Source organism: Streptococcus sp. 151470009-6 (assembly GCF_053628175.1).
This window is the reverse complement of the sequence record NZ_JBSEZF010000001.1, coordinates 561,002-579,755: the sequence shown is the minus strand read 5'-3', so window position 1 is coordinate 579,755 and position 18,754 is coordinate 561,002. Positions and strand designations below refer to the sequence as shown.

Annotated in this window: 16 protein-coding genes and 1 pseudogene; 14 read left to right on the top strand and 3 right to left on the bottom strand. The window is 38.0% G+C overall.

Annotated elements, in window-relative coordinates; all coding sequences use genetic code 11:
• Positions 1 to 45 precede the first annotated feature (45 nt).
• The 14 genes and pseudogenes from rnc to ACUW6H_RS03020 all read left to right on the top strand — a co-directional run bounded on the left by rnc (position 46) and on the right by ACUW6H_RS03020 (position 16,870).
• Positions 46 to 744, top strand: coding sequence for a ribonuclease III (gene rnc / locus ACUW6H_RS03085; protein WP_000661464.1), 699 nt, complete (start codon positions 46 to 48; stop codon positions 742 to 744).
• Positions 735 to 4,274 (top strand): chromosome segregation protein SMC, encoded by a 3,540-nt coding sequence (gene smc, locus ACUW6H_RS03080; protein ID WP_454360991.1) that lies wholly within the window; start codon positions 735 to 737, stop codon positions 4,272 to 4,274. Before rnc ends, smc begins: the two co-directional genes overlap by 10 nt.
• A gap of 142 nt (positions 4,275 to 4,416) precedes the next feature.
• Complete coding sequence (locus tag ACUW6H_RS03075) at positions 4,417 to 5,343, top strand: bifunctional riboflavin kinase/FAD synthetase (protein ID WP_000633642.1); 927 nt, start codon at positions 4,417 to 4,419, stop codon at positions 5,341 to 5,343.
• 147 nt (positions 5,344 to 5,490) lie between these two features.
• Positions 5,491 to 6,984, top strand: coding sequence for a type I restriction-modification system subunit M (locus tag ACUW6H_RS03070; RefSeq protein ID WP_454360988.1), 1,494 nt, complete (start codon positions 5,491 to 5,493; stop codon positions 6,982 to 6,984).
• 12 nt (positions 6,985 to 6,996) lie between these two features.
• Positions 6,997 to 7,524 (top strand): annotated as a pseudogene (locus tag ACUW6H_RS03065) (restriction endonuclease subunit S); the annotation flags it as partial.
• 11 nt (positions 7,525 to 7,535) lie between these two features.
• On the top strand, positions 7,536 to 8,654 hold the full coding sequence (locus tag ACUW6H_RS03060) for a restriction endonuclease subunit S (protein WP_454360986.1): 1,119 nt from the start codon (positions 7,536 to 7,538) through the stop codon (positions 8,652 to 8,654).
• Positions 8,655 to 8,736: 82 nt separating this feature from the next.
• Entirely contained in the window at positions 8,737 to 8,973 is a 237-nt protein-coding gene (locus ACUW6H_RS03055; protein ID WP_000260600.1) for an AbrB family transcriptional regulator, read from the top strand.
• Positions 8,970 to 9,383, top strand: coding sequence for a type II toxin-antitoxin system death-on-curing family toxin (locus ACUW6H_RS03050; protein WP_454360984.1), 414 nt, complete (start codon positions 8,970 to 8,972; stop codon positions 9,381 to 9,383). Before ACUW6H_RS03055 ends, ACUW6H_RS03050 begins: the two co-directional genes overlap by 4 nt.
• A gap of 121 nt (positions 9,384 to 9,504) precedes the next feature.
• Positions 9,505 to 10,470: a site-specific tyrosine recombinase/integron integrase gene (gene xerA, locus ACUW6H_RS03045; protein ID WP_454360982.1), complete on the top strand. Its 966-nt coding sequence runs from the start codon at positions 9,505 to 9,507 to the stop codon at positions 10,468 to 10,470.
• Positions 10,436 to 11,011 carry a restriction endonuclease subunit S gene (locus ACUW6H_RS03040; RefSeq protein WP_454360980.1) on the top strand — a complete coding sequence of 192 codons (576 nt, stop codon included), beginning with the start codon at positions 10,436 to 10,438 and terminating at the stop codon, positions 11,009 to 11,011. Before xerA ends, ACUW6H_RS03040 begins: the two co-directional genes overlap by 35 nt.
• 28 nt (positions 11,012 to 11,039) lie before the next feature.
• Positions 11,040 to 14,390 carry a DEAD/DEAH box helicase family protein gene (locus ACUW6H_RS03035; protein WP_454360978.1) on the top strand — a complete coding sequence of 1,117 codons (3,351 nt, stop codon included), beginning with the start codon at positions 11,040 to 11,042 and terminating at the stop codon, positions 14,388 to 14,390.
• A 17-nt stretch (positions 14,391 to 14,407) separates the two neighbouring features.
• Positions 14,408 to 15,196: a nucleotidyltransferase domain-containing protein gene (locus tag ACUW6H_RS03030; protein WP_454360976.1), complete on the top strand. Its 789-nt coding sequence runs from the start codon at positions 14,408 to 14,410 to the stop codon at positions 15,194 to 15,196.
• Positions 15,189 to 16,241, top strand: a complete 1,053-nt coding sequence (locus tag ACUW6H_RS03025; RefSeq protein ID WP_454360974.1) for a hypothetical protein — start codon at positions 15,189 to 15,191, stop codon at positions 16,239 to 16,241. Before ACUW6H_RS03030 ends, ACUW6H_RS03025 begins: the two co-directional genes overlap by 8 nt.
• 17 nt (positions 16,242 to 16,258) lie before the next feature.
• Positions 16,259 to 16,870 (top strand): tetratricopeptide repeat protein, encoded by a 612-nt coding sequence (locus tag ACUW6H_RS03020; RefSeq protein WP_454360972.1) that lies wholly within the window; start codon positions 16,259 to 16,261, stop codon positions 16,868 to 16,870.
• A 21-nt stretch (positions 16,871 to 16,891) separates the two neighbouring features.
• Here ACUW6H_RS03020 and ACUW6H_RS03015 read toward each other — a convergent pair whose 3' ends face one another.
• From ACUW6H_RS03015 to ACUW6H_RS03005, 3 genes are read right to left on the bottom strand one after another with little or no spacing between them, the layout of a single operon-like run.
• A complete protein-coding gene (locus tag ACUW6H_RS03015; RefSeq protein WP_454360970.1) occupies positions 16,892 to 17,707 on the bottom strand; it encodes a TIGR03943 family putative permease subunit in 816 nt (271 codons plus the stop codon).
• Positions 17,704 to 18,609 carry a permease gene (locus ACUW6H_RS03010; protein ID WP_454360968.1) on the bottom strand — a complete coding sequence of 302 codons (906 nt, stop codon included), beginning with the start codon at positions 18,607 to 18,609 and terminating at the stop codon, positions 17,704 to 17,706. Before ACUW6H_RS03010 ends, ACUW6H_RS03015 begins: the two co-directional genes overlap by 4 nt.
• Entirely contained in the window at positions 18,610 to 18,741 is a 132-nt protein-coding gene (locus ACUW6H_RS03005) for an SPJ_0845 family protein (RefSeq protein WP_000268699.1), read from the bottom strand.
• Positions 18,742 to 18,754: the final 13 nt, after the last annotated feature.

Here is an 18,754-nt window from a genome sequence, read left to right as displayed (position 1 = left end):
TTTGATATAATAAGAGGGACTGTTATCAGTTAGAAAGAGGTTGGTATGAAAGAATTACAAACTGTACTGAAAGACCGTTTTGCAATCGAATTTGCAGATAAAAAGCTACTAGAAACTGCCTTTACTCATACGAGTTATGCTAATGAGCATCGCCTCTTAAAAATTTCACACAATGAGCGCTTGGAATTTTTAGGAGACGCTGTTCTGCAATTATTGATTTCAGAATATCTGTATAAAAAATATCCTAAGAAACCAGAGGGCGATTTGTCCAAGCTCCGTGCTATGATTGTCCGTGAGGAGAGTTTGGCTGGTTTTGCGCGTGATTGCCAGTTTGATCAGTTTATCAAGCTAGGAAAAGGGGAAGAAAAGTCTGGTGGGCGCAATCGTGACACCATTCTTGGTGATGCTTTTGAAGCCTTTCTGGGTGCTTTGCTTTTAGACAAGGATGTGGCTAGGGTAAAAGAATTTATCTATCAGGTCATGATTCCCAAGGTTGAAGCAGGTGACTTTGAAATGATTAAGGATTACAAGACACACCTGCAAGAGTTGCTCCAGGTCAATGGTGATGTGGATATTCGCTATCAGGTTATCTCTGAGACGGGACCTGCTCATGATAAGGTTTTTGATGTAGAAGTTCTGGTTGAAGGAAAGAGCATCGGAAAAGGTCAAGGTCGTTCTAAAAAATTAGCAGAGCAAGAGGCCGCAAAAAATGCTGTTGAGAAGGGGCTGGATTCATGTATTTAAAGGAAATTGAGATTCAGGGATTCAAGTCCTTTGCTGACAAGACCAAAGTTGTCTTTGACCAAGGTGTGACAGCTGTTGTTGGGCCAAATGGATCAGGAAAATCAAATATCACAGAAAGTCTTCGGTGGGCCTTGGGGGAGTCTAGTGTCAAAAGCCTTCGTGGTGGCAAGATGCCCGATGTTATCTTTGCCGGGACTGAAAGTCGGAAACCGCTCAATTATGCTTCTGTTGTCGTGACCTTGGATAATGAAGATGGTTTTATCAAAGATGCGGGGCAAGAAATCAAGGTAGAGCGCCATATCTATCGTAGTGGTGATAGCGAGTATCGGATTGATGGTAAGAAAGTCCGTCTGCGTGATGTACACGACCTTTTCTTAGATACAGGTCTGGGACGTGATTCCTTCTCTATTATTTCCCAAGGGAAGGTGGAGGAGATTTTCAACTCCAAGCCTGAAGAACGTCGAGCTATTTTTGAAGAAGCAGCTGGAGTTTTAAAGTACAAAACTCGTCGAAAAGAAACAGAGAGCAAACTGCAACAAACTCAGGACAACCTAGACCGTCTAGAGGACATTATCTATGAGTTAGACAATCAAATCAAGCCCCTTGCAAAACAAGCCGAGAATGCTCGTAAGTTTCTAGACTTGGATGGTCAACGTAAGGCGATTTACTTGGATGTACTGGTTGCTCAAATCAAGGAAAACAAGGTTGAACTAGAGCTGACAGAAGAAGAACTAACTCAGGTTCAGGAACTTTTGACTAGCTATTACCAAAAGCGTCAAGAGTTAGAAGAGGAAAATCAAAGTCTTAAAAAGAAACGCCAAGATCTTCAGGCTGAAATGGCCAAGGATCAAGGAAGCTTAATGGATTTGACTAGTTTGATCAGTGACTTAGAACGAAAATTAGCCCTTTCAAGACTGGAGTCCGAGCAGGTAGCCCTCAATCAACAAGAAGCACAAGCCCGTTTGACTGCTTTGGAGGATAAGAGAAAGACTCTAAGTAAGGAGAAGGCTGAAAAAGAAGCGAACTTGGCACAGTTAGAGGAAAATCTAGCTGAAAACAACAAGGAACTCAATCGTTTAGAAGCAGAATTGCTGGCTTTTTCAGATGATCCTGACCAGATGATCGAGCTCTTGCGCGAACGCTTTGTCGCTCTTTTACAAGAAGAAGCGGATGTCTCAAACCAACTGACTCGCATCGAGAATGAACTAGAGAACAGCCGTCAGCTATCACAAAAACAAACATATCAACTTGAGAAATTAAAAGAACAACTGGCTACAGCTAAAGAAAAAGCAAGTCAGCAAGAGGCTGAGCTTGAATCTGCCAAGGAGCAGGTTCAGAAATTATTGGCAGACTACCAAGCTAGTGCCAAGGAACAAGAGGAACAGAAAGTTTCTTACCAAGCCCAGCAGAGTCAACTCTTTGACCGTCTGGATAGTCTCAAAAACAAGCAGGCTAGAGCCCAAAGTTTAGAGAACATCCTTAGAAATCATAGCAATTTTTACGCAGGTGTTAAGAGTGTTCTCCAAGAAAAAGACCGCTTAGGTGGGATTATTGGTGCAGTGAGTGAGCATTTGACTTTTGATGTTCATTATCAAACCGCCCTAGAAATTGCGCTTGGAGCTAGCAGTCAGCATATCATCGTAGAAGATGAAAACGCGGCAACCAAGGCGATTGATTTCCTAAAACGTAACAGAGCTGGTCGTGCAACCTTTCTTCCATTGACGACGATCAAGGCTCGTACCATTTCTAGTCAGAATCAAGATGCTATCGCAGCAAGTCCAGGATTTCTGGGAATGGCAGATGAGTTGGTGTCGTTTGATAAGAGACTAGAAGCCATTTTCAAGAATTTGCTAGCTACCACGGCTATCTTTGATACTGTAGAACATGCGCGTGCAGCTGCTCGTCAAGTTCGTTATCAGGTTCGCATGGTGACACTGGATGGGACAGAGTTGCGTACAGGTGGTTCCTACGCGGGTGGTGCCAATCGTCAAAACAATAGTATTTTCATCAAGCCAGAGCTGGAACAATTACAAAAAGAAATTGCTGAAGAAGAAGCTGACTTGCGGTCAGAAGAAGCGAGTTTGAAGACCTTGCAAGATGAGATGGCGGTATTGGCAGAAAGATTAGAAGCTATCAAATCTCAAGGTGAGCAAGCTCGTATTCAGGAGCAAGGTTTGTATCTTGCTTATCAACAAACCAATCAGCAAGTGGAAGAGTTAGAAACTCTTTGGAAACTTCAAGAAGAGGAATTAAATCGCCTTACTGAAGGAGATTGGCAAGCGGATAAGGAAAAATGCCAAGAGCGCCTTGCTACTATCGCCAGTGAAAAGCAAAATCTGGAAGCTGAGATTGAAGAGATTAAGTCTAACAAAAACGCTATTCAAGAACGCTATCAAAACTTGCAGGAACAGATTTCTCAAGCACGCTTGCTTAAGTCAGAACTGCAAGGACAAAAGCGGTACGAAGCGACTGATATTGAACGCTTAGGCAAGGAACTGGATAATCTGGATATCGAGCAAGAGGAGATTCAGCGTCTCCTCCAAGAAAAGGTTGATAATCTTGAGAAGGTTGATACGGATTTGTTAAGTCAGCAGGTGGAAGAGGCCAAAACTCAGAAAACAAACCTCCAACAAGGTTTGATTCGCAAGCAGTTTGAGTTGGATGATATCGAAGGTCAGGTGGATGATATTGCTAGCCATTTGGATCAAGCTCGTCATCAAAATGAAGAGTGGATTCGCAAACAAACACGTGCTGAAGCCAAGAAAGAAAAGGTCAGCGAACGCTTGCGCTATCTACAAGCTCAATTAACAGACCAGTACCAGATCAGCTACACTGAGGCTCTAGAAAAAGCACGTGAGTTGGAAAATCTCAATCTGGCAGAGCAAGAAGTTAAAGATCTTGAGAAGGCTATTCGCTCGCTGGGTCCTGTCAACTTGGATGCTATTGAACAGTACGAAGAAGTCCACAATCGTTTGAATTTCCTAAATAGCCAACGAGATGATATTTTGTCTGCGAAAAACCTGCTCCTTGAGACCATCACAGAGATGAATGATGAGGTTAAGGAACGCTTTAAATCAACCTTTGAGGCGATTCGTGAGTCCTTTAAAGTGACCTTTAGACAGATGTTTGGTGGGGGTCAGGCAGACTTGATATTAACTGAGGGCGATCTTTTAACAGCTGGTGTGGAGATTTCTGTCCAACCACCAGGTAAGAAAATCCAATCTCTCAACCTCATGAGTGGTGGTGAAAAAGCCCTATCGGCCTTGGCCTTGTTGTTCTCTATCATTCGAGTCAAAACTATTCCTTTTGTTATCTTGGATGAGGTAGAGGCGGCACTTGATGAAGCCAATGTTAAACGTTTTGGGGATTATCTCAACCGCTTTGACAAGGATAGTCAGTTTATCGTCGTGACTCACCGAAAGGGGACGATGGCAGCAGCGGATTCTATCTATGGAGTTACCATGCAAGAATCAGGTGTATCTAAGATTGTTTCTGTTAAGTTAAAAGACTTGGAAGAGACAGTAAACTAGTTACCAAACGATAGCATCTCTTAGGAGGTGCTATTTTTAAAATTCATACCTTAAATTGTCTATCAAGGTCAGTTCAGGCGCAAAAAACGACATTTGGGATTTCCTCTTAGCGAAAAGGCTTTCTCTATGATATAATAGTTTCATGATTACAACAGTACCTATTAAGAACGAAAAAGATATTGCAGTACCGGGTAAAACAGTCCTTGTACTAGGTTATTTTGATGGCATCCACAAGGGGCATCAGAAACTTTTTGAAGTAGCCAGCAAGGCTTCAATGAAGGATTATCTGCCAGTTGTCGTGATGACTTTTACAGAGTCACCAAAACTTGCCTTACAACCTTACCAACCTGAGCTCATGCTCCATATCGTCAATCATGAGGAACGGGAGCACAAGATGAAGTGGCACGGAGTAGAGGCTCTTTTCTTACTGGACTTTAGTAGCAAATTTGCTAGTTTAACGGGTCAAGAATTCTTTGATACTTATGTTAGAGCTTTAAAACCAGCCATTATCGTAGCAGGATTTGACTATACCTTTGGCTCTGATAAGAAAACTGCGGATGACCTGAAGGACTATTTTGATGGAGAGATTATCATTGTTCCTCCGGTCGAGGACGAAAAGGGCAAGATTAGTTCCACACGGATTCGTCAAGCTATTCTTGATGGAGATGTCAAGGAAGTCAATCATCTGCTCGGCACTCCGCTCCCATCTCGTGGGATGGTCGTTCATGGAAATGCTCGTGGGCGTACTATCGGTTATCCAACAGCCAATCTGGTCCTAAGAGATCGAACTTATATGCCAGCAGACGGTGTTTACGTAGTTGATGTAGAAGTACAACGTCAGAGATATCGTGGCATGGCAAGTGTTGGGAAAAATGTTACTTTCGATGGAGAAGAGCCGCGTTTTGAAGTCAATATTTTTGATTTTTCAGATGATATTTACGGTGAGACAGTCATGGTCTACTGGCTGGACCGTGTTCGCGATATGGTCAAATTTGACTCCGTAGAGGAACTGGTAGACCAACTCCAGAAAGACGAAGAGATTGCTCGGAACTGGAAGGATGGAGAATAGAAGAGTTAAAAAAGTGAACCATATTTTGCGTTTGCTTTTTTATTTTTGAAAGAAATTTTTATAGAGAGAAACATAATTGAAGCTTGATTGAAAATCTGTTAAAATAGTGATATTCATAACTTTAAAAACCAAAGAAAAGAGACTAGTATGATTACAGGCGAATTAAAAAATAAAATTGATCAGCTGTGGGAAATGCTGTGGACAGAAGGAAATGCAAATCCTCTAACAAATATTGAACAATTGACTTATCTTCTGTTTATGAAGGATTTGGATAGTGTCGAACTTGGACGCGAAAGCGATGCTGAGTTTCTAGGGATTTCTTATGAGGGAATTTTTCCAAAAGACAAACCTGAATACCGTTGGTCGACCTTTAAAAATATAGGAGATGCTCAGGAAGTTTATCGATTAATGACTCAGGAGATTTTTCCATTTATGAAGAATCTTAAGGGAGATACTGACGATACAGCTTTTTCACGTTATATGCGTGAAGCTATCTTTCAAATAAATAAACCTGCTACTCTCCAAAAGGTTATTTCTATATTAGATGAATTTCCAACCAGAGACTCAGGTATAGATTTTGATAGTGACACACAGGGGATTAATGATATTGGCGACATCTATGAATATCTGCTATCAAAATTGTCAACAGCAGGTAAAAATGGACAATTTCGTACGCCTCGTCACATCATCGATATGATGGTTGAGTTGATGCAACCAACTATCAAGGATATTATCTCAGATCCTGCTATGGGGTCTGCGGGTTTCTTAGTATCTGCTAGCCGTTACTTAAAGCGTAAAAAAGATGAATGGGAAACCAATCCAGATAATATCAACCATTTTCATAACAATATGTTTCATGGAAATGATACGGATACAACCATGCTTAGACTTGGTGCAATGAATATGATGCTGCATGGAGTGGAAAATCCACAAATTAGTTATCTTGACTCACTATCTCAAGATAATGAAGAAGCAGATAAGTACACTCTAGTTTTAGCAAATCCTCCATTTAAGGGATCGCTTGACTACGATTCAACTTCAAATGATCTTCTTGCGACTGTAAAAACCAAAAAAACAGAATTACTTTTCCTTGCTCTTTTCTTGCGCACATTGAAACCAGGGGGACGTGCAGCAGTTATTGTACCTGACGGTGTCCTCTTTGGTTCTTCTAAAGCCCATAAAGGAATTCGTCAGGAAATTGTTGAGAATCATAAATTAGATGCTGTAATATCAATGCCAAGTGGCGTTTTCAAACCTTATGCTGGAGTTTCAACTGCCATTCTCATCTTTACAAAAACTGGAAATGGTGGAACGGATAAGGTCTGGTTTTACGATATGAAAGCAGATGGTTTAAGTTTGGATGATAAACGACAACCGATCAGTGATAATGATATTCCAGATATTATTCAACGTTTCCATCAACTTGACAACGATGCAGAACGTAAGAGAACAGACCAGTCTTTCTTTGTTCCAGTCGATGAGATAAAGGATAATGATTATGATTTATCGATCAATAAATACAAAGAAATCGAGTATGAAAAAGTTGAATATGAGCCAACAGAAGTCATCTTAAAGAAAATCAATGATCTAGAAAAAGAAATTCAAGCTGGCTTAGCAGAGTTAGAAGAGTTACTCAAGTAGGGAGATACATGTATGAAAAAAGTGAAGTTGGGGGAAGTGGTAACTCTCAAAAAAGGTAAGAAAGCCACTATACTTAATGAACAAACGATTCTAAGTCAACGTTATATTCAAATAGATGATTTGAGAAATGACAATAATCTAAAATTTACTGAAAGTTTAAATATGACTGAAGCACTTCTAGATGATATTCTGATAGCTTGGGATGGTGCTAACGCAGGAACAATTGGCTATGGACTATCGGGAGCTGTCGGTAGCACTATTATGGTCTTAAAAAAGAATGAGCAATACAAAGACGAGATTATATCAGATTATTTGGGAGTTTTTTTGGAGAGTAAATCGCAGTATTTACGGTATCATTCAACAGGTGCAACAATTCCACATTTAAATAAAAATATATTACTTGATCTAAAATTAGAATTATTACATATCGAAGAACAAGAGAACATTATCCGTATTCTTAATATAATTAAAAGACTTATTACTAAAAGAAAATGTCAATTAGAAGAGCTAAACTTGCTCGTCAAATCCCGATATTTCGAGGAGGTTGTTGCATGAAGAAAGTGAAGTTGGGAGAATTAGTTTCTATTCAAACTGGTAAATTGGATGCCAATGCTGCAGTTGTCGGAGGTAAGTATCCATTTTTTACAACAGCAAAAGAAATTTCGTGGATTAACGATTATGTTTATGACGACGAAGTCGTTTTAGTTGCAGGAAACGGGGATTTAAATGTTAAGTATTATAAAGGAAAATTTAATGCTTATCAGAGAACTTATATTTTAAGTAATAATTCTAATGTAAGAATGAAATATCTATACTACTTTCTTGATAAGTATATAGAAGTTTTGCGCCACCAGTCAATTGGAGGAGTAATAAAGTATATTAAGCTCAATAATTTGTCAAATGCTCAAGTTCCAATGATGAGTATTCCTGAACAAGAAAAGATTATTCAGAATTTAGAGAAAATAGATTATCTAATTTCAAAAAAAAGTCAGCAATACACGGAATTATCAAACCTTGTAAAATCCCGATTTAACGAGATGTTTGGGGATCCTATTTTGAACGATATGGGATGGGAAGTTACTAAGTTAGGGGAATTAACAAATAAAATTTCTAGTGGAAATACCCCTAAAGGTGGATCGCAAGTATATGTTGATAAGGGTATTATGTTTTTTCGTAGTCAAAATGTTTGGAAAAATAAGATATTATTAGATGATATTGCTTATATTGATGATCAGACAAATAGAAATATGAAAGATACTATTTTAGAACATGGAGATTTGTTGATTACCAAAACAGGTAGAGTAAATACTGAGAATAGTAGTTTGGGTCGGACAGCTCAATATCTAGGTCAAAGTGGAAAAGCTAATATAAATGGGCATGTTTATTTAGTTCGAATTAATTCAGATATATGTAAGAGATTTATTTTGGAAATACTGATAAGTAATGCTTACCGTGATTATATTAGACGTATTTGTGTTGGAGGGATTGATAAACGTCAACTAAATAAAAATCATATTGAAGATTTTCCTATAATCCTCCCCCCTCTTTCCCTCCAAAACGAATTCGCAGACTTTGTAGCTCAAGTCGACAAATCACAATTGGCAATTCAAAAATCTCTGGAAGAATTGGAAACCTTGAAAAAATCACTTATGCAGGAGTATTTCGGTTAAGAATTGAGATGAAATAGCAGTTTTACACTATCATTGTAATTACCGTAATTATTTGTTATAATACTTCAAAGGAGGAAATCAGATGGTCGTAAAAACAAGAAAACAAGGAAATTCAATCACCATTACGATTCCAAGCGAGTTCAATATTCCAAGTGGTGTTAAATACGAAGCGAAATTGTTACCAAGTGGTGAAATTATCTTTACTCCTGAAGAATTGGATCATCAGGTCTCTTATGTTTCTGATGATGCCTTTAACTTGAAATTGGATACAATTTTTGATGAATACGACGATGTTTTCAAAGCTTTGGTGGAAAAATGACAGTCTATTTAACAGAAAAGCAAATTGAAAAAATCAATGCTTTAGTAATTCAACGGTATTCTCCAAATGAGCAAATTCAAACAGTTAGTCCTTCAGCGTTAAATATGATTGTGAACTTACCAGAACAATTTGTTTTTGGCAAGCCTCTTTATCCAACAATTTTTGATAAAGCAACAATATTATTTGTCCAATTGATAAAGAAGCATGTTTTTGCCAATGCCAATAAACGGACAGCGTTTTATGTTTTGGTGAAATTTTTAAACTTAAATGGTTATCACTTTTCTGTTTCTGTGGAAGAAGCGGTTGATATGTGTGTGACTATGGCGGTAGAAGCTTTAACTGATGAAAAAATGATAAGATACTCTAAATGGGTTTCTCAACATTCTGTCAGAGAAAAGGTCAAAAAGTAAGATAGTATGCTGGATTGAAATGAGCATAAGAAAATAAATAAACAGACAATATTAGAATTCTGAAATGCAGAAACTGATATTGTCTCTTTTTATTGATGAGTAATAATGAAAGTGAGAATTTATGGAATCAAAAGTTACAATTATCATACAAGAAATGTTACCCTTTTTAAACAATGAACAATTACTAGCATTGCGAGAGAGTTTAGAACGCCATCTAGTGGATGGAAAAAAGAAGCAGAAGTATTCAAATAATAATCTGTTGCAACTATTTATAACTGCTAAGCAGGTGGAGGGCTGTAGCGCAAAAACAATACGTTATTACCAGAGAACAATTGAAAATTTGTTTCATCATATTAAGGAATCTGTGACACAACTGACAACAGATGATTTAAGGAGTTATTTAGCAAATTATCAGTCTGAAAAGGACTGTAGTAAGGCGAATTTGGACAATATTCGGCGTATATTGTCCTCTTTTTTTGCTTGGCTTGAGCAAGAGGAATATATCATCAAGAATCCTATTCGAAGGATTAAAAAAATTAAAACAGAACAAACTGTGAAAGAAACTTATACGGACGAACATCTGGAAATTATGAGAGATAATTGTGAAAATTTAAGAGATTTGGCAATGATTGATCTACTAGCATCAACAGGTATGCGTGTAGGTGAACTGGTCCAGTTGAATCGTTCTGATATTGATTTTGAAAACAGAGAGTGCGTTGTTTTTGGAAAAGGTAAAAAGGAAAGACCCGTATATTTTGATGCTCGTACGAAAATTCATTTAAGAAACTATCTCAATGATAGAAAAGATGGTCATCCAGCTCTTTTTGTAACGCTAGTTGGAAAAGCCCAGAGACTTGGAATTGCTGGTGTCGAGATTCGATTGAGAAAGTTAGGACAAAAACTTGGAATACAAAAGGTTCATCCACATAAATTCAGAAGAACTTTAGCGACAAAGGCTATTGATAAAGGAATGCCGATTGAACAAGTCCAAAAACTGCTAGGTCACAGTAAAATTGATACAACCCTTGCCTATGCCATGGTTAACCAAAGCAATGTCAAACATTCACACCAAAAATTTATCTCTTAACCGCAAATCCCGATTTAACGAGATGTTTGGGGATGTTATTCTTAATGACAAAGAATGGAAATTTAGCAAATGGAACGAGATTCTAACTATAAGAAATGGTAAAAATCAAAAAAATGTTGAAGATAAAAACGGACAATTCCCTATTTATGGAAGTGGAGGAATTATAGGATATGCTAAAGATTGGATTGTGAAAAAAAATTCAGTAATTATTGGACGTAAAGGAAATATAAATAAACCGATTTTAGTAAGAGAAAACTTTTGGAATGTAGATACAGCGTTTGGTTTAGAACCTACTTTAGATAAAATAAACTCAGAATATTTATTTTATTTCTGTCAATTATACAATTTTGAAAAGTTAAATAAAGCTGTAACTATACCTAGCTTAACCAAATCAGATTTATTAGATATTTCTATCCCCCTCCCCCCTCTCTCCCTCCAAAACGAGTTCGAGGACTTTGTGGATCAGGTAGACAAATCACAATTTGCTTGTGAGATAGTTATAAAACTGTGGAGAAATAGCTTGAAATCTAGTATAATATAGGTATATTTTTATTCAAAGTGAGAGAAAAATGGGAAATTTTAGCTTTCTTTTAAAAAATGCAGAGTACGAGTCATTTTCAAAGCCTTGTATAGAAGCTGAAAATATGATAGCGACATCTACTGTAGCTACTGCTTTTATGGCACGCCGTGCTTTGGAGCAGGCTGTTCATTGGATATATAGTCACGATTCATATTTAGAAGCTCCCTATCGTGCTACCTTATCTTCTTTGGTATGGGATGATGATTTTAGAGAGATTGTGGATCCTGAGCTCCATAGGCAGATTGTTCTTTTAATTCGATGGGGAAATCATGCTGCACATGGTGGAGAAATTAAGGAACGAGAAGCGATTTTGGCTTTGCATCATTTGTATCAGTTTGTCAATTTTATTGATTATTGCTACAGTGACGAGTTTGTGGAGCGTTATTTCGACGAGCAGTTATTGCCACTTTCAGCAAACATCAAGTTTCGAGAAACGCCACAATCTATGGCGAAATTACAAAATAGTTTGCCAAATCTTCCTGATTTCGATGAACAGATGGCTAGTCAGTCATTGGCTGTTCAAGAGACTTATACTGAAAAACGTGAAACAGCAGCTCTACGGCAAGATGTATCTTTCCATATCGATCAACTATCTGAAGCAGAGACAAGAAAACTCTTTATAGATATCGATCTCCGTTTAGCAGGTTGGACATTTGAGGAAAACTGTCGTGTTGAGGTAGCCGTTCATGGTTTGAAGCATGGTACAGGAACTGGATACTGTGACTATGTCCTTTATGGCAAAAATGGGAAAGTTCTAGCAATTGTTGAAGCTAAAAAGGCATCTGTAAATCCAGAAGTAGGGGAGGTGCAGGTCAAGGAATATGCTGAAGTTCTTGAGAAACAAATCGGCTATCGACCAATTTGCTTTATTACCAATGGTTTAAAGCACTACATACTTGATGGTGTTAATCGTCGACAGATTGCAGGGTTCTACTCTCAAGAGGAGTTGCAACTTTTGATGGACAGACGTCACTTGCAAAAACCACTCGAGGATATTTCTAGCAAAATTAGGGACGACATTTCTGGACGTCATTATCAGAAACATGCGATTACAAGTGTCTGTGAAGCATTCTCCAATAATCGGAGACAGGCACTCTTAGTCATGGCAACTGGGTCTGGGAAAACCCGTACAGCGGTTTCCCTAGTTGATATCCTTTCGCGTCATAACTGGGTAAAAAATGTTCTTTTTTTAGCTGATAGAACTTCCCTAGTTAAGCAAGCTTATGATTCGTTTAGGAAATTACTTCCAGATCTTTCAGTTTGTAATTTCTTAGAGGATAAAGATAGTGCTCGATCTAGTCGTATGGTTTTTTCAACCTATCCGACCATGATAGGAGCGATCAGCGATCAAGAAGAAGTAAATCAACGACCCTTTACTGTTGGGCACTTTGATCTCATCATAATTGATGAATCTCACCGTTCTATTTATCAGAAATACAAATCAATTTTTGATTATTTTGATGCAAGGATTGTAGGATTAACTGCCACTCCGCGTCAAGATTTGGATAAAAATACCTATGGTTTCTTTAACTTGGAGAATGGTGTTCCAACATATGCATACGATCTGGAAGAGGCTGTAAAAGATGGTTATTTAGTAGCTTATCATTCGATTGAAACTAAGTTAAAACTACCAACGGATGGTCTACATTACGATGATTTATCCCAAGACGAAAAAGAATATTTTGATAACCAATTTGAAGATGGTAGTTCTGAGAAAGATATTGATCCTGCGGATTTTAATACCTCTATTTTCAATAGAAATACAGTCGAAATTGTTCTAGATGAATTAATGACAAGAGGGATTCAGACAGCTTCAGGTGACGAAATTGGTAAAACCATTATCTTTGCTAAAAACCATCGACACGCTGAATACATCAGAGATATTTTTAACGAACGCTATCCTGAAAAAGGAAGCGATTATGCTCAAGTGATTGATTATAGCATTAAGCATTATCAAACCTTAATTGATAATTTTAAAATTAAGGAGAAATACCCTCAAATTGCAATTTCTGTTGATATGTTGGATACAGGTATTGATGTACCAGAGGTTGTTAATTTAATCTTTTTCAAGAAAGTGCGTTCTAAAACTAAGTTTTGGCAGATGATTGGCCGTGGAACCCGTCTTTGTAGAGATTTATTTGGCCCTGAGCAGGATAAGAAAAATTTCTTGGTATTCGATTATGGTGATAATTTTGAATATTTCAAGGCTGATCCAAGAGAGGGAGAAGGTCGTCACATTGTTTCTCTGACTCAACGTTTGTTTAACATCAAGGTGGATTTGATTCGAGAACTGCAGGGACTTCATTATCAAGATAATCAGTTTGCTAGAGAATACCGTCAACAACTCGTAACAGAACTTCATGGACGTATGGTGAGCTTAAATGAGTTAGACTTTAGGGTTCGTATGGTCTTAGATACAGTTTATACTTACAGAAAATTGGAAAATTGGCAAAATCTAACGACCGTTACAAGTGAAACAATCCAGAAAAATCTTTCTCCTCTTCTTTTTGAAGAAAATAAAGGGGATGAGATGGCGAGACGATTTGATTTATGGTTGTTTCAGATACAGTTAGGACAACTGTTGGCTAAGCCAGCAACTGCCCATATATCTCAAGTTATGAAAACAGCTAAAGCTCTTGCCAGGGTTGGCAATATATCACAAGTTTTTGCAAAGGCTGAAATTATCAGGAAAGTACAAGAACCTGAATTTTGGGAAGAAGTTAGTTTGTCTGAACTTGAAAAAATCCGCCTTTCTCTAAGAGATTTATTGCAATTCTTAGATAAAACGAGCCGAAAAGTCTATTATGTCAATTTTGATGATCACATTCTTTCCACTGTTCATGATACTAAGCCATATTTACAAGTCAATGACCTGCGATCTTATAATGAAAAAGTTGAACATTATTTGAAAACTCATCTAGATGATGAAGCAATTTCTAAGTTATACCATAATGAAAAATTGACCTCTCAAGATTTACTTGCACTTGAAACATTGCTATGGGAAAAATTAGGTAGCAAGTCTGATTACCAACAACATTATGAAAATAAGGCAATTCCTAGATTGGTTCGTGAGATTATTGGTTTAGATAGAGAAGCTGCCAATCAAGTTTTTTCTAAATTTTTATCGGATGAAAGTCTCAATGCCAAGCAGATTTCCTTTGTGAAATTGATTGTTGATTACATTGTAGAGAATGGTTGCTTAGAGACCAAAGTTTTAACACAAGAGCCGTTTAAATCGTATGGTTCAGTTCAACTACTCTTTCAACACCAACTCCCTATACTTCGTAATATTGTCCAAACAATTGAACTCATTAATGATCGAGCTGGAGAAGCAGCATAAATAATAAGAGGTTATAAATGCAAACTCAAGAAGAAATGAATGTTTTGGTACCGGAAAAATTAGCAGAAATTGAGCGTGATTATGGTGTCAGAGTTTTATGGGCTATTGAGTCTGGTAGTCGTGCTTGGGGTTTTGAGTCTCCCGATAGTGACTTTGATGTACGGTTTATCTACAAACACAAGCAAGATTTTTATCTCCGTTTAAATGAACAGCGTGATGTTATCGAGCTACCAATTGACGATACTTGGGATGTGAGTGGCTGGGATTTAGACAAGACTTTAAAACTCCTTTATAAGTCAAATCCTACACTGTTTGAATGGTTACAGTCTCCAATTGTTTATCAACAAACGGATTTTATTGAGCGCATACGTCCACTTGCCAACCAGTATTTTTCTGAGAAAAAAATGCTCCACCATTACTTGAACACTGCTAGAACTCAAATGAATAAGTATCTTTCAGGAGACAAGGTCAAACCTAAAAAGTATTTCTATGCGCTGCGTCCTATTTTAGCCTGTCGCTGGATTGAAAAATACCATTCTGTTCCACCGATTTTGTTTGATGATTTGGTCAAAGAATTACTTCCGTCTCAAATGCAGGAGCATGTATCAAGATTGCTAGACATTAAGATAAATGGGCCTGAAGGTATGGAAATTTATCCGATAATGCCAATTCAAGATTATATTTTAGCTAACATCCAAGAGCTGGATACATACGTTCAAAGTGTTACAGAGGAAAAGAAAGACTGGAAAGCTCTCAATCAATTTTTCCTTGAAGAATTAGGCATGACTGAGGTTGTTTATGGGTAAATGGACATGTAAATGCGGGCAAGCAATGAACAACCATAGAGCGCCTGATCCAAATGCTTATTCAGTTTATTCGGATGAGTTGTTTGAAGAAATCATAAATAAAGCTGACGACCATAATAAAATTTCTTATGAAGACATTTCAGAAGCTTCTTTTTATATGCGGAAGTGCCCTGAGTGTGGCAGTTTCATGGTTTTTGGCGAAGACGGGGATGGAGATCACTTTACTTTTTATGAGCGCCAAGAAGTAGAAAAGGTAGAGCCTCTCTTTGATCCAGATCAAGAGTTAAATCTTGTTGTGGTTGAGTTTCAGGAGGGAGGGAATGGTTATACTTATATTTGTGATGACCCAAATATCCATATAGGACACGCTGTTATTGTCCCAGTCGGGAAGGAAAATACTGAAAAAACTGCTTTAGTTGTACAGAAGTATCATGCCCTACCAAAGGATATCACTTTTCCTGTTGAGAAGTTAAAACGTGTCATTCGTAGGTATTCACATTTCGACCCAATCACTTCGAAAAACGTTTTTAGAAATTTAAAAAAGCTAGGAAGAATTCTAGATGTTTGCTCTAAAAACGCAAACCCCAACTCTCAGCAAACATATTATAGTATCAAAACTCCTTTAGGCTATTTCTGGTTAGAATTAAATGGAGTTCCGATTCCAATGAAAATCACACAGATTCAAGTCAAAGATAAAAAGTACCAAGTTGATAGCGCCCTTTATATAAAGCCTTCAGAGATTAACTGTAGAAGATTTTATGAACTGGAATTATGTGCAGATTTTGATATTGATGCTTCTAGATGGATCGATATTCTCTCTGATGAAAACGTTTGGGGAAATACTTGGGAACTAAATGGTCTTCAATTTGGTATTACTGCAGGGGAGTCTCCAGAATTTGAAGACGAAGTTGTAGCGAGAAAGTATAGTCGTGTCCCACTTTATTATGACTGGCACCCTGAATGTGAAGATTATTATGGCTTCAGTTTAGCTTGGAAAAAATACGAGTCTGATAGCGATTTGTCAATAGATTTCTATACAACGTAAGAAGCAGGAGGATATGTATGAATCAAGCATGGGATTTATTGTTTGAGGGTAAGATTAATGAGGCTAAAAAATTAGTTGAAGCTGATTTTTTATTGGAAACTTGCACAGATTTTAGTTTGTTAAATTTGATGGGGTATATTTATCTTGAAGAGCAAAAATACAACGAGTGCTTAAGTATCTATCAGCGTTACATTGACTTAGCACGAACTAAAAGTGACCCAGAAAATGAACATATAGGCTATCATCAGTTAGCCATGGTTTATCGTGAAATGAATGAATTTCAAACGGCCCTTTTCTATATCGAAAGAGAGCAAAAAGTCATTGAAGAAGCTTTTACAGAGGATACCCTCAAATCTTCAGTTAACAATTATGAGCAAGGTTATTTACGATTAAAGCTAGGGAAAGTAGCAGAAGCATTCATGTATATGGAACAGTCCTTAAAACAAGCTTTGCAAACAGATGATTTGATTGCCCAAGCTTGTGCCTATAGAGGTTTAGGAGAGATTGGTTCGATACAAAATCCTGAAGAATCACATGAAAATTTTTTACAAGCTATCGCTCTTTTTGAAAAGGCAGGCGATCAGATTGGTGCTCAAGAGGTTAGAAAATTGCTAAATAATAAAAAGTAGCCTGTTCAGGCTACTTTTTTATTAAAACACACGATAGACATAAGGATTCTCAGGCTTGTCTACTTTTGTGAAACTCTCAACTTCCAGTGTTGGGAGTTTTTGTTTGAGTTCTTTATGGTAGTGGAGGGTCAGGGTTCCCCTAGCGGTAATCCAGGTATTGTCAGGATACTGGCGTGAGTTTCCCTTGGTCAAGAGCCCATATACACCAGAGTCTGCGATACAGTGAATAATCCCAAAGCGAAAGAGGAACTGGCTATCTGGATGGTTAGGATCGTTATAGACAAAGCCTGTAAACTCGATTTGCTTTCCTTCAAACTCTTGTGGATAGTCATAGAGAACTTCCATGACCTCCATATAGTTTTCATCTGTAACCTGAATGGTTGGCAGGGATAGGTATTTGTCAGCTGTAGCCCTCATTTCCTTTTCATAAGCAGACTTGGAAAAATAGGTACTGGTATCGGGTTTGAGGTATTGACTAGATGTACCTTCGCTTGCCTGAATAGTTGTGTCGATTCCCTCAGCAAGTGGGAAATGATATCCCTTAGCAGACACGGTTCTCGAGTCCAAACTTACTGTCGGAAAGGCAATTCCAATCAAGAGAGGTAGTGACAGTAACAGGATGCTGATTTGTTTAGCTCGACGACTTTCCATATGGCTGTGAGAGTTGATTTTTTTAATCCAGATGTAGAATTGGATCAGAGCCAACAGAAGAGAAAGAACCATTGAGATATAGACTAGATAGGAATAGTGGAGGTTGATGTAGTGGCTAAGCTTGCCAGATAGCTGCAGATACAGAGTTAGGACAAAATAGCCCAGTAAAATGAAAAATCGGATCATAGCATCACTCCTATCATGTAAGAATAAAGCAAGACAAACACTGTCACAATGCCCATGAATTGCCAGATGAAGTTGGTCTTTAAGTAGTGTTTCATCATGAGGAGATTTTTGATATCAAGCATGGGGCCGATGACCAGAAAGGCAAGGACGGGTGCTAGGCCGAAGCTCGAGAGGAGAGAAGCACCGATAAAGGCGTCCGCCTCGCTACAAAGAGAGAGGAGAAAGGCTAGAGACATGAGTAAGAGAATCGCAATGATTGGACTAGCACTGATAGAGGTCAGGATCCGAGTCGGGACATAGACCTGCACGATAGCCGCAAAGAGACAGCCAAAGACCAAGTAACGACCCATATCGAAAAACTCATCAATAGCTTGTATAAAGACCTGAAAGACCTTTCTAGCAGGAGTTAAGTGTGAAAAGTCATGTTCGTGACAAGTGATAGGATTCTCTTTTTGAATGGGTTCCTTCCAGAAAAATCCTAGGAAAATTCCAAGCACCAAAGCAATCACAATAGCTCCCAGCGCTCGCAAGAAGGCAAGTTTTATTGAATTGCCAAAGGCAGAATAGGTAGCGAAAAGAACGATGGGATTGATGATGGGAGCAGTCACCAGAAAGGGAACGGCCGTGTAGCTGGGGACTTTCTTTTCCAAAAAACGATTGATAATCGGGACGATTCCACACTCACAAGAGGGAAAGAGAAAGCCGATGAAGGTACCAAAAAAGATCCTCCCCCAACGATTGCGAGGGAGAAACTCAGAGACTTTATCTGGTGTGATATAGACTTCGATCCAGCCTGAAATGAGACTCCCAATCAAGACAAAAGGAAGGGCTTCAATCATGATAGAGAGAAAAATGGCTCCCGCTTGTAATACACTAGGAGGAAGAGATTGGAAAAATGTCATCTATTTTTTCTTCTCAACTTTTTCTTTTTTATCATTGTCATCTGGAAAAGTGACCTGAGTGAGATCAGGAAGTTTAGCAAACTCTTCAAACATCTTGTCCAAGTCATCCGTTTTTGTAAATTTAACAGCCATGGGCCTACCTCTT

Coding starts and splice junctions, on each gene's coding strand:
- rnc (WP_000661464.1), top strand. CDS start 46: ATGAAAGAATTACAAACTGTACTGAAAGACCGTTTTGCAATCGAATTT.
- smc (WP_454360991.1), top strand. CDS start 735: ATGTATTTAAAGGAAATTGAGATTCAGGGATTCAAGTCCTTTGCTGAC.
- ACUW6H_RS03075 (WP_000633642.1), top strand. CDS start 4,417: ATGATTACAACAGTACCTATTAAGAACGAAAAAGATATTGCAGTACCG.
- ACUW6H_RS03070 (WP_454360988.1), top strand. CDS start 5,491: ATGATTACAGGCGAATTAAAAAATAAAATTGATCAGCTGTGGGAAATG.
- ACUW6H_RS03060 (WP_454360986.1), top strand. CDS start 7,536: ATGAAGAAAGTGAAGTTGGGAGAATTAGTTTCTATTCAAACTGGTAAA.
- ACUW6H_RS03055 (WP_000260600.1), top strand. CDS start 8,737: ATGGTCGTAAAAACAAGAAAACAAGGAAATTCAATCACCATTACGATT.
- ACUW6H_RS03050 (WP_454360984.1), top strand. CDS start 8,970: ATGACAGTCTATTTAACAGAAAAGCAAATTGAAAAAATCAATGCTTTA.
- xerA (WP_454360982.1), top strand. CDS start 9,505: ATGGAATCAAAAGTTACAATTATCATACAAGAAATGTTACCCTTTTTA.
- ACUW6H_RS03040 (WP_454360980.1), top strand. CDS start 10,436: ATGTCAAACATTCACACCAAAAATTTATCTCTTAACCGCAAATCCCGA.
- ACUW6H_RS03035 (WP_454360978.1), top strand. CDS start 11,040: ATGGGAAATTTTAGCTTTCTTTTAAAAAATGCAGAGTACGAGTCATTT.
- ACUW6H_RS03030 (WP_454360976.1), top strand. CDS start 14,408: ATGCAAACTCAAGAAGAAATGAATGTTTTGGTACCGGAAAAATTAGCA.
- ACUW6H_RS03025 (WP_454360974.1), top strand. CDS start 15,189: ATGGGTAAATGGACATGTAAATGCGGGCAAGCAATGAACAACCATAGA.
- ACUW6H_RS03020 (WP_454360972.1), top strand. CDS start 16,259: ATGAATCAAGCATGGGATTTATTGTTTGAGGGTAAGATTAATGAGGCT.
- ACUW6H_RS03015 (WP_454360970.1), bottom strand. CDS start 17,707: ATGATCCGATTTTTCATTTTACTGGGCTATTTTGTCCTAACTCTGTAT.
- ACUW6H_RS03010 (WP_454360968.1), bottom strand. CDS start 18,609: ATGACATTTTTCCAATCTCTTCCTCCTAGTGTATTACAAGCGGGAGCC.
- ACUW6H_RS03005 (WP_000268699.1), bottom strand. CDS start 18,741: ATGGCTGTTAAATTTACAAAAACGGATGACTTGGACAAGATGTTTGAA.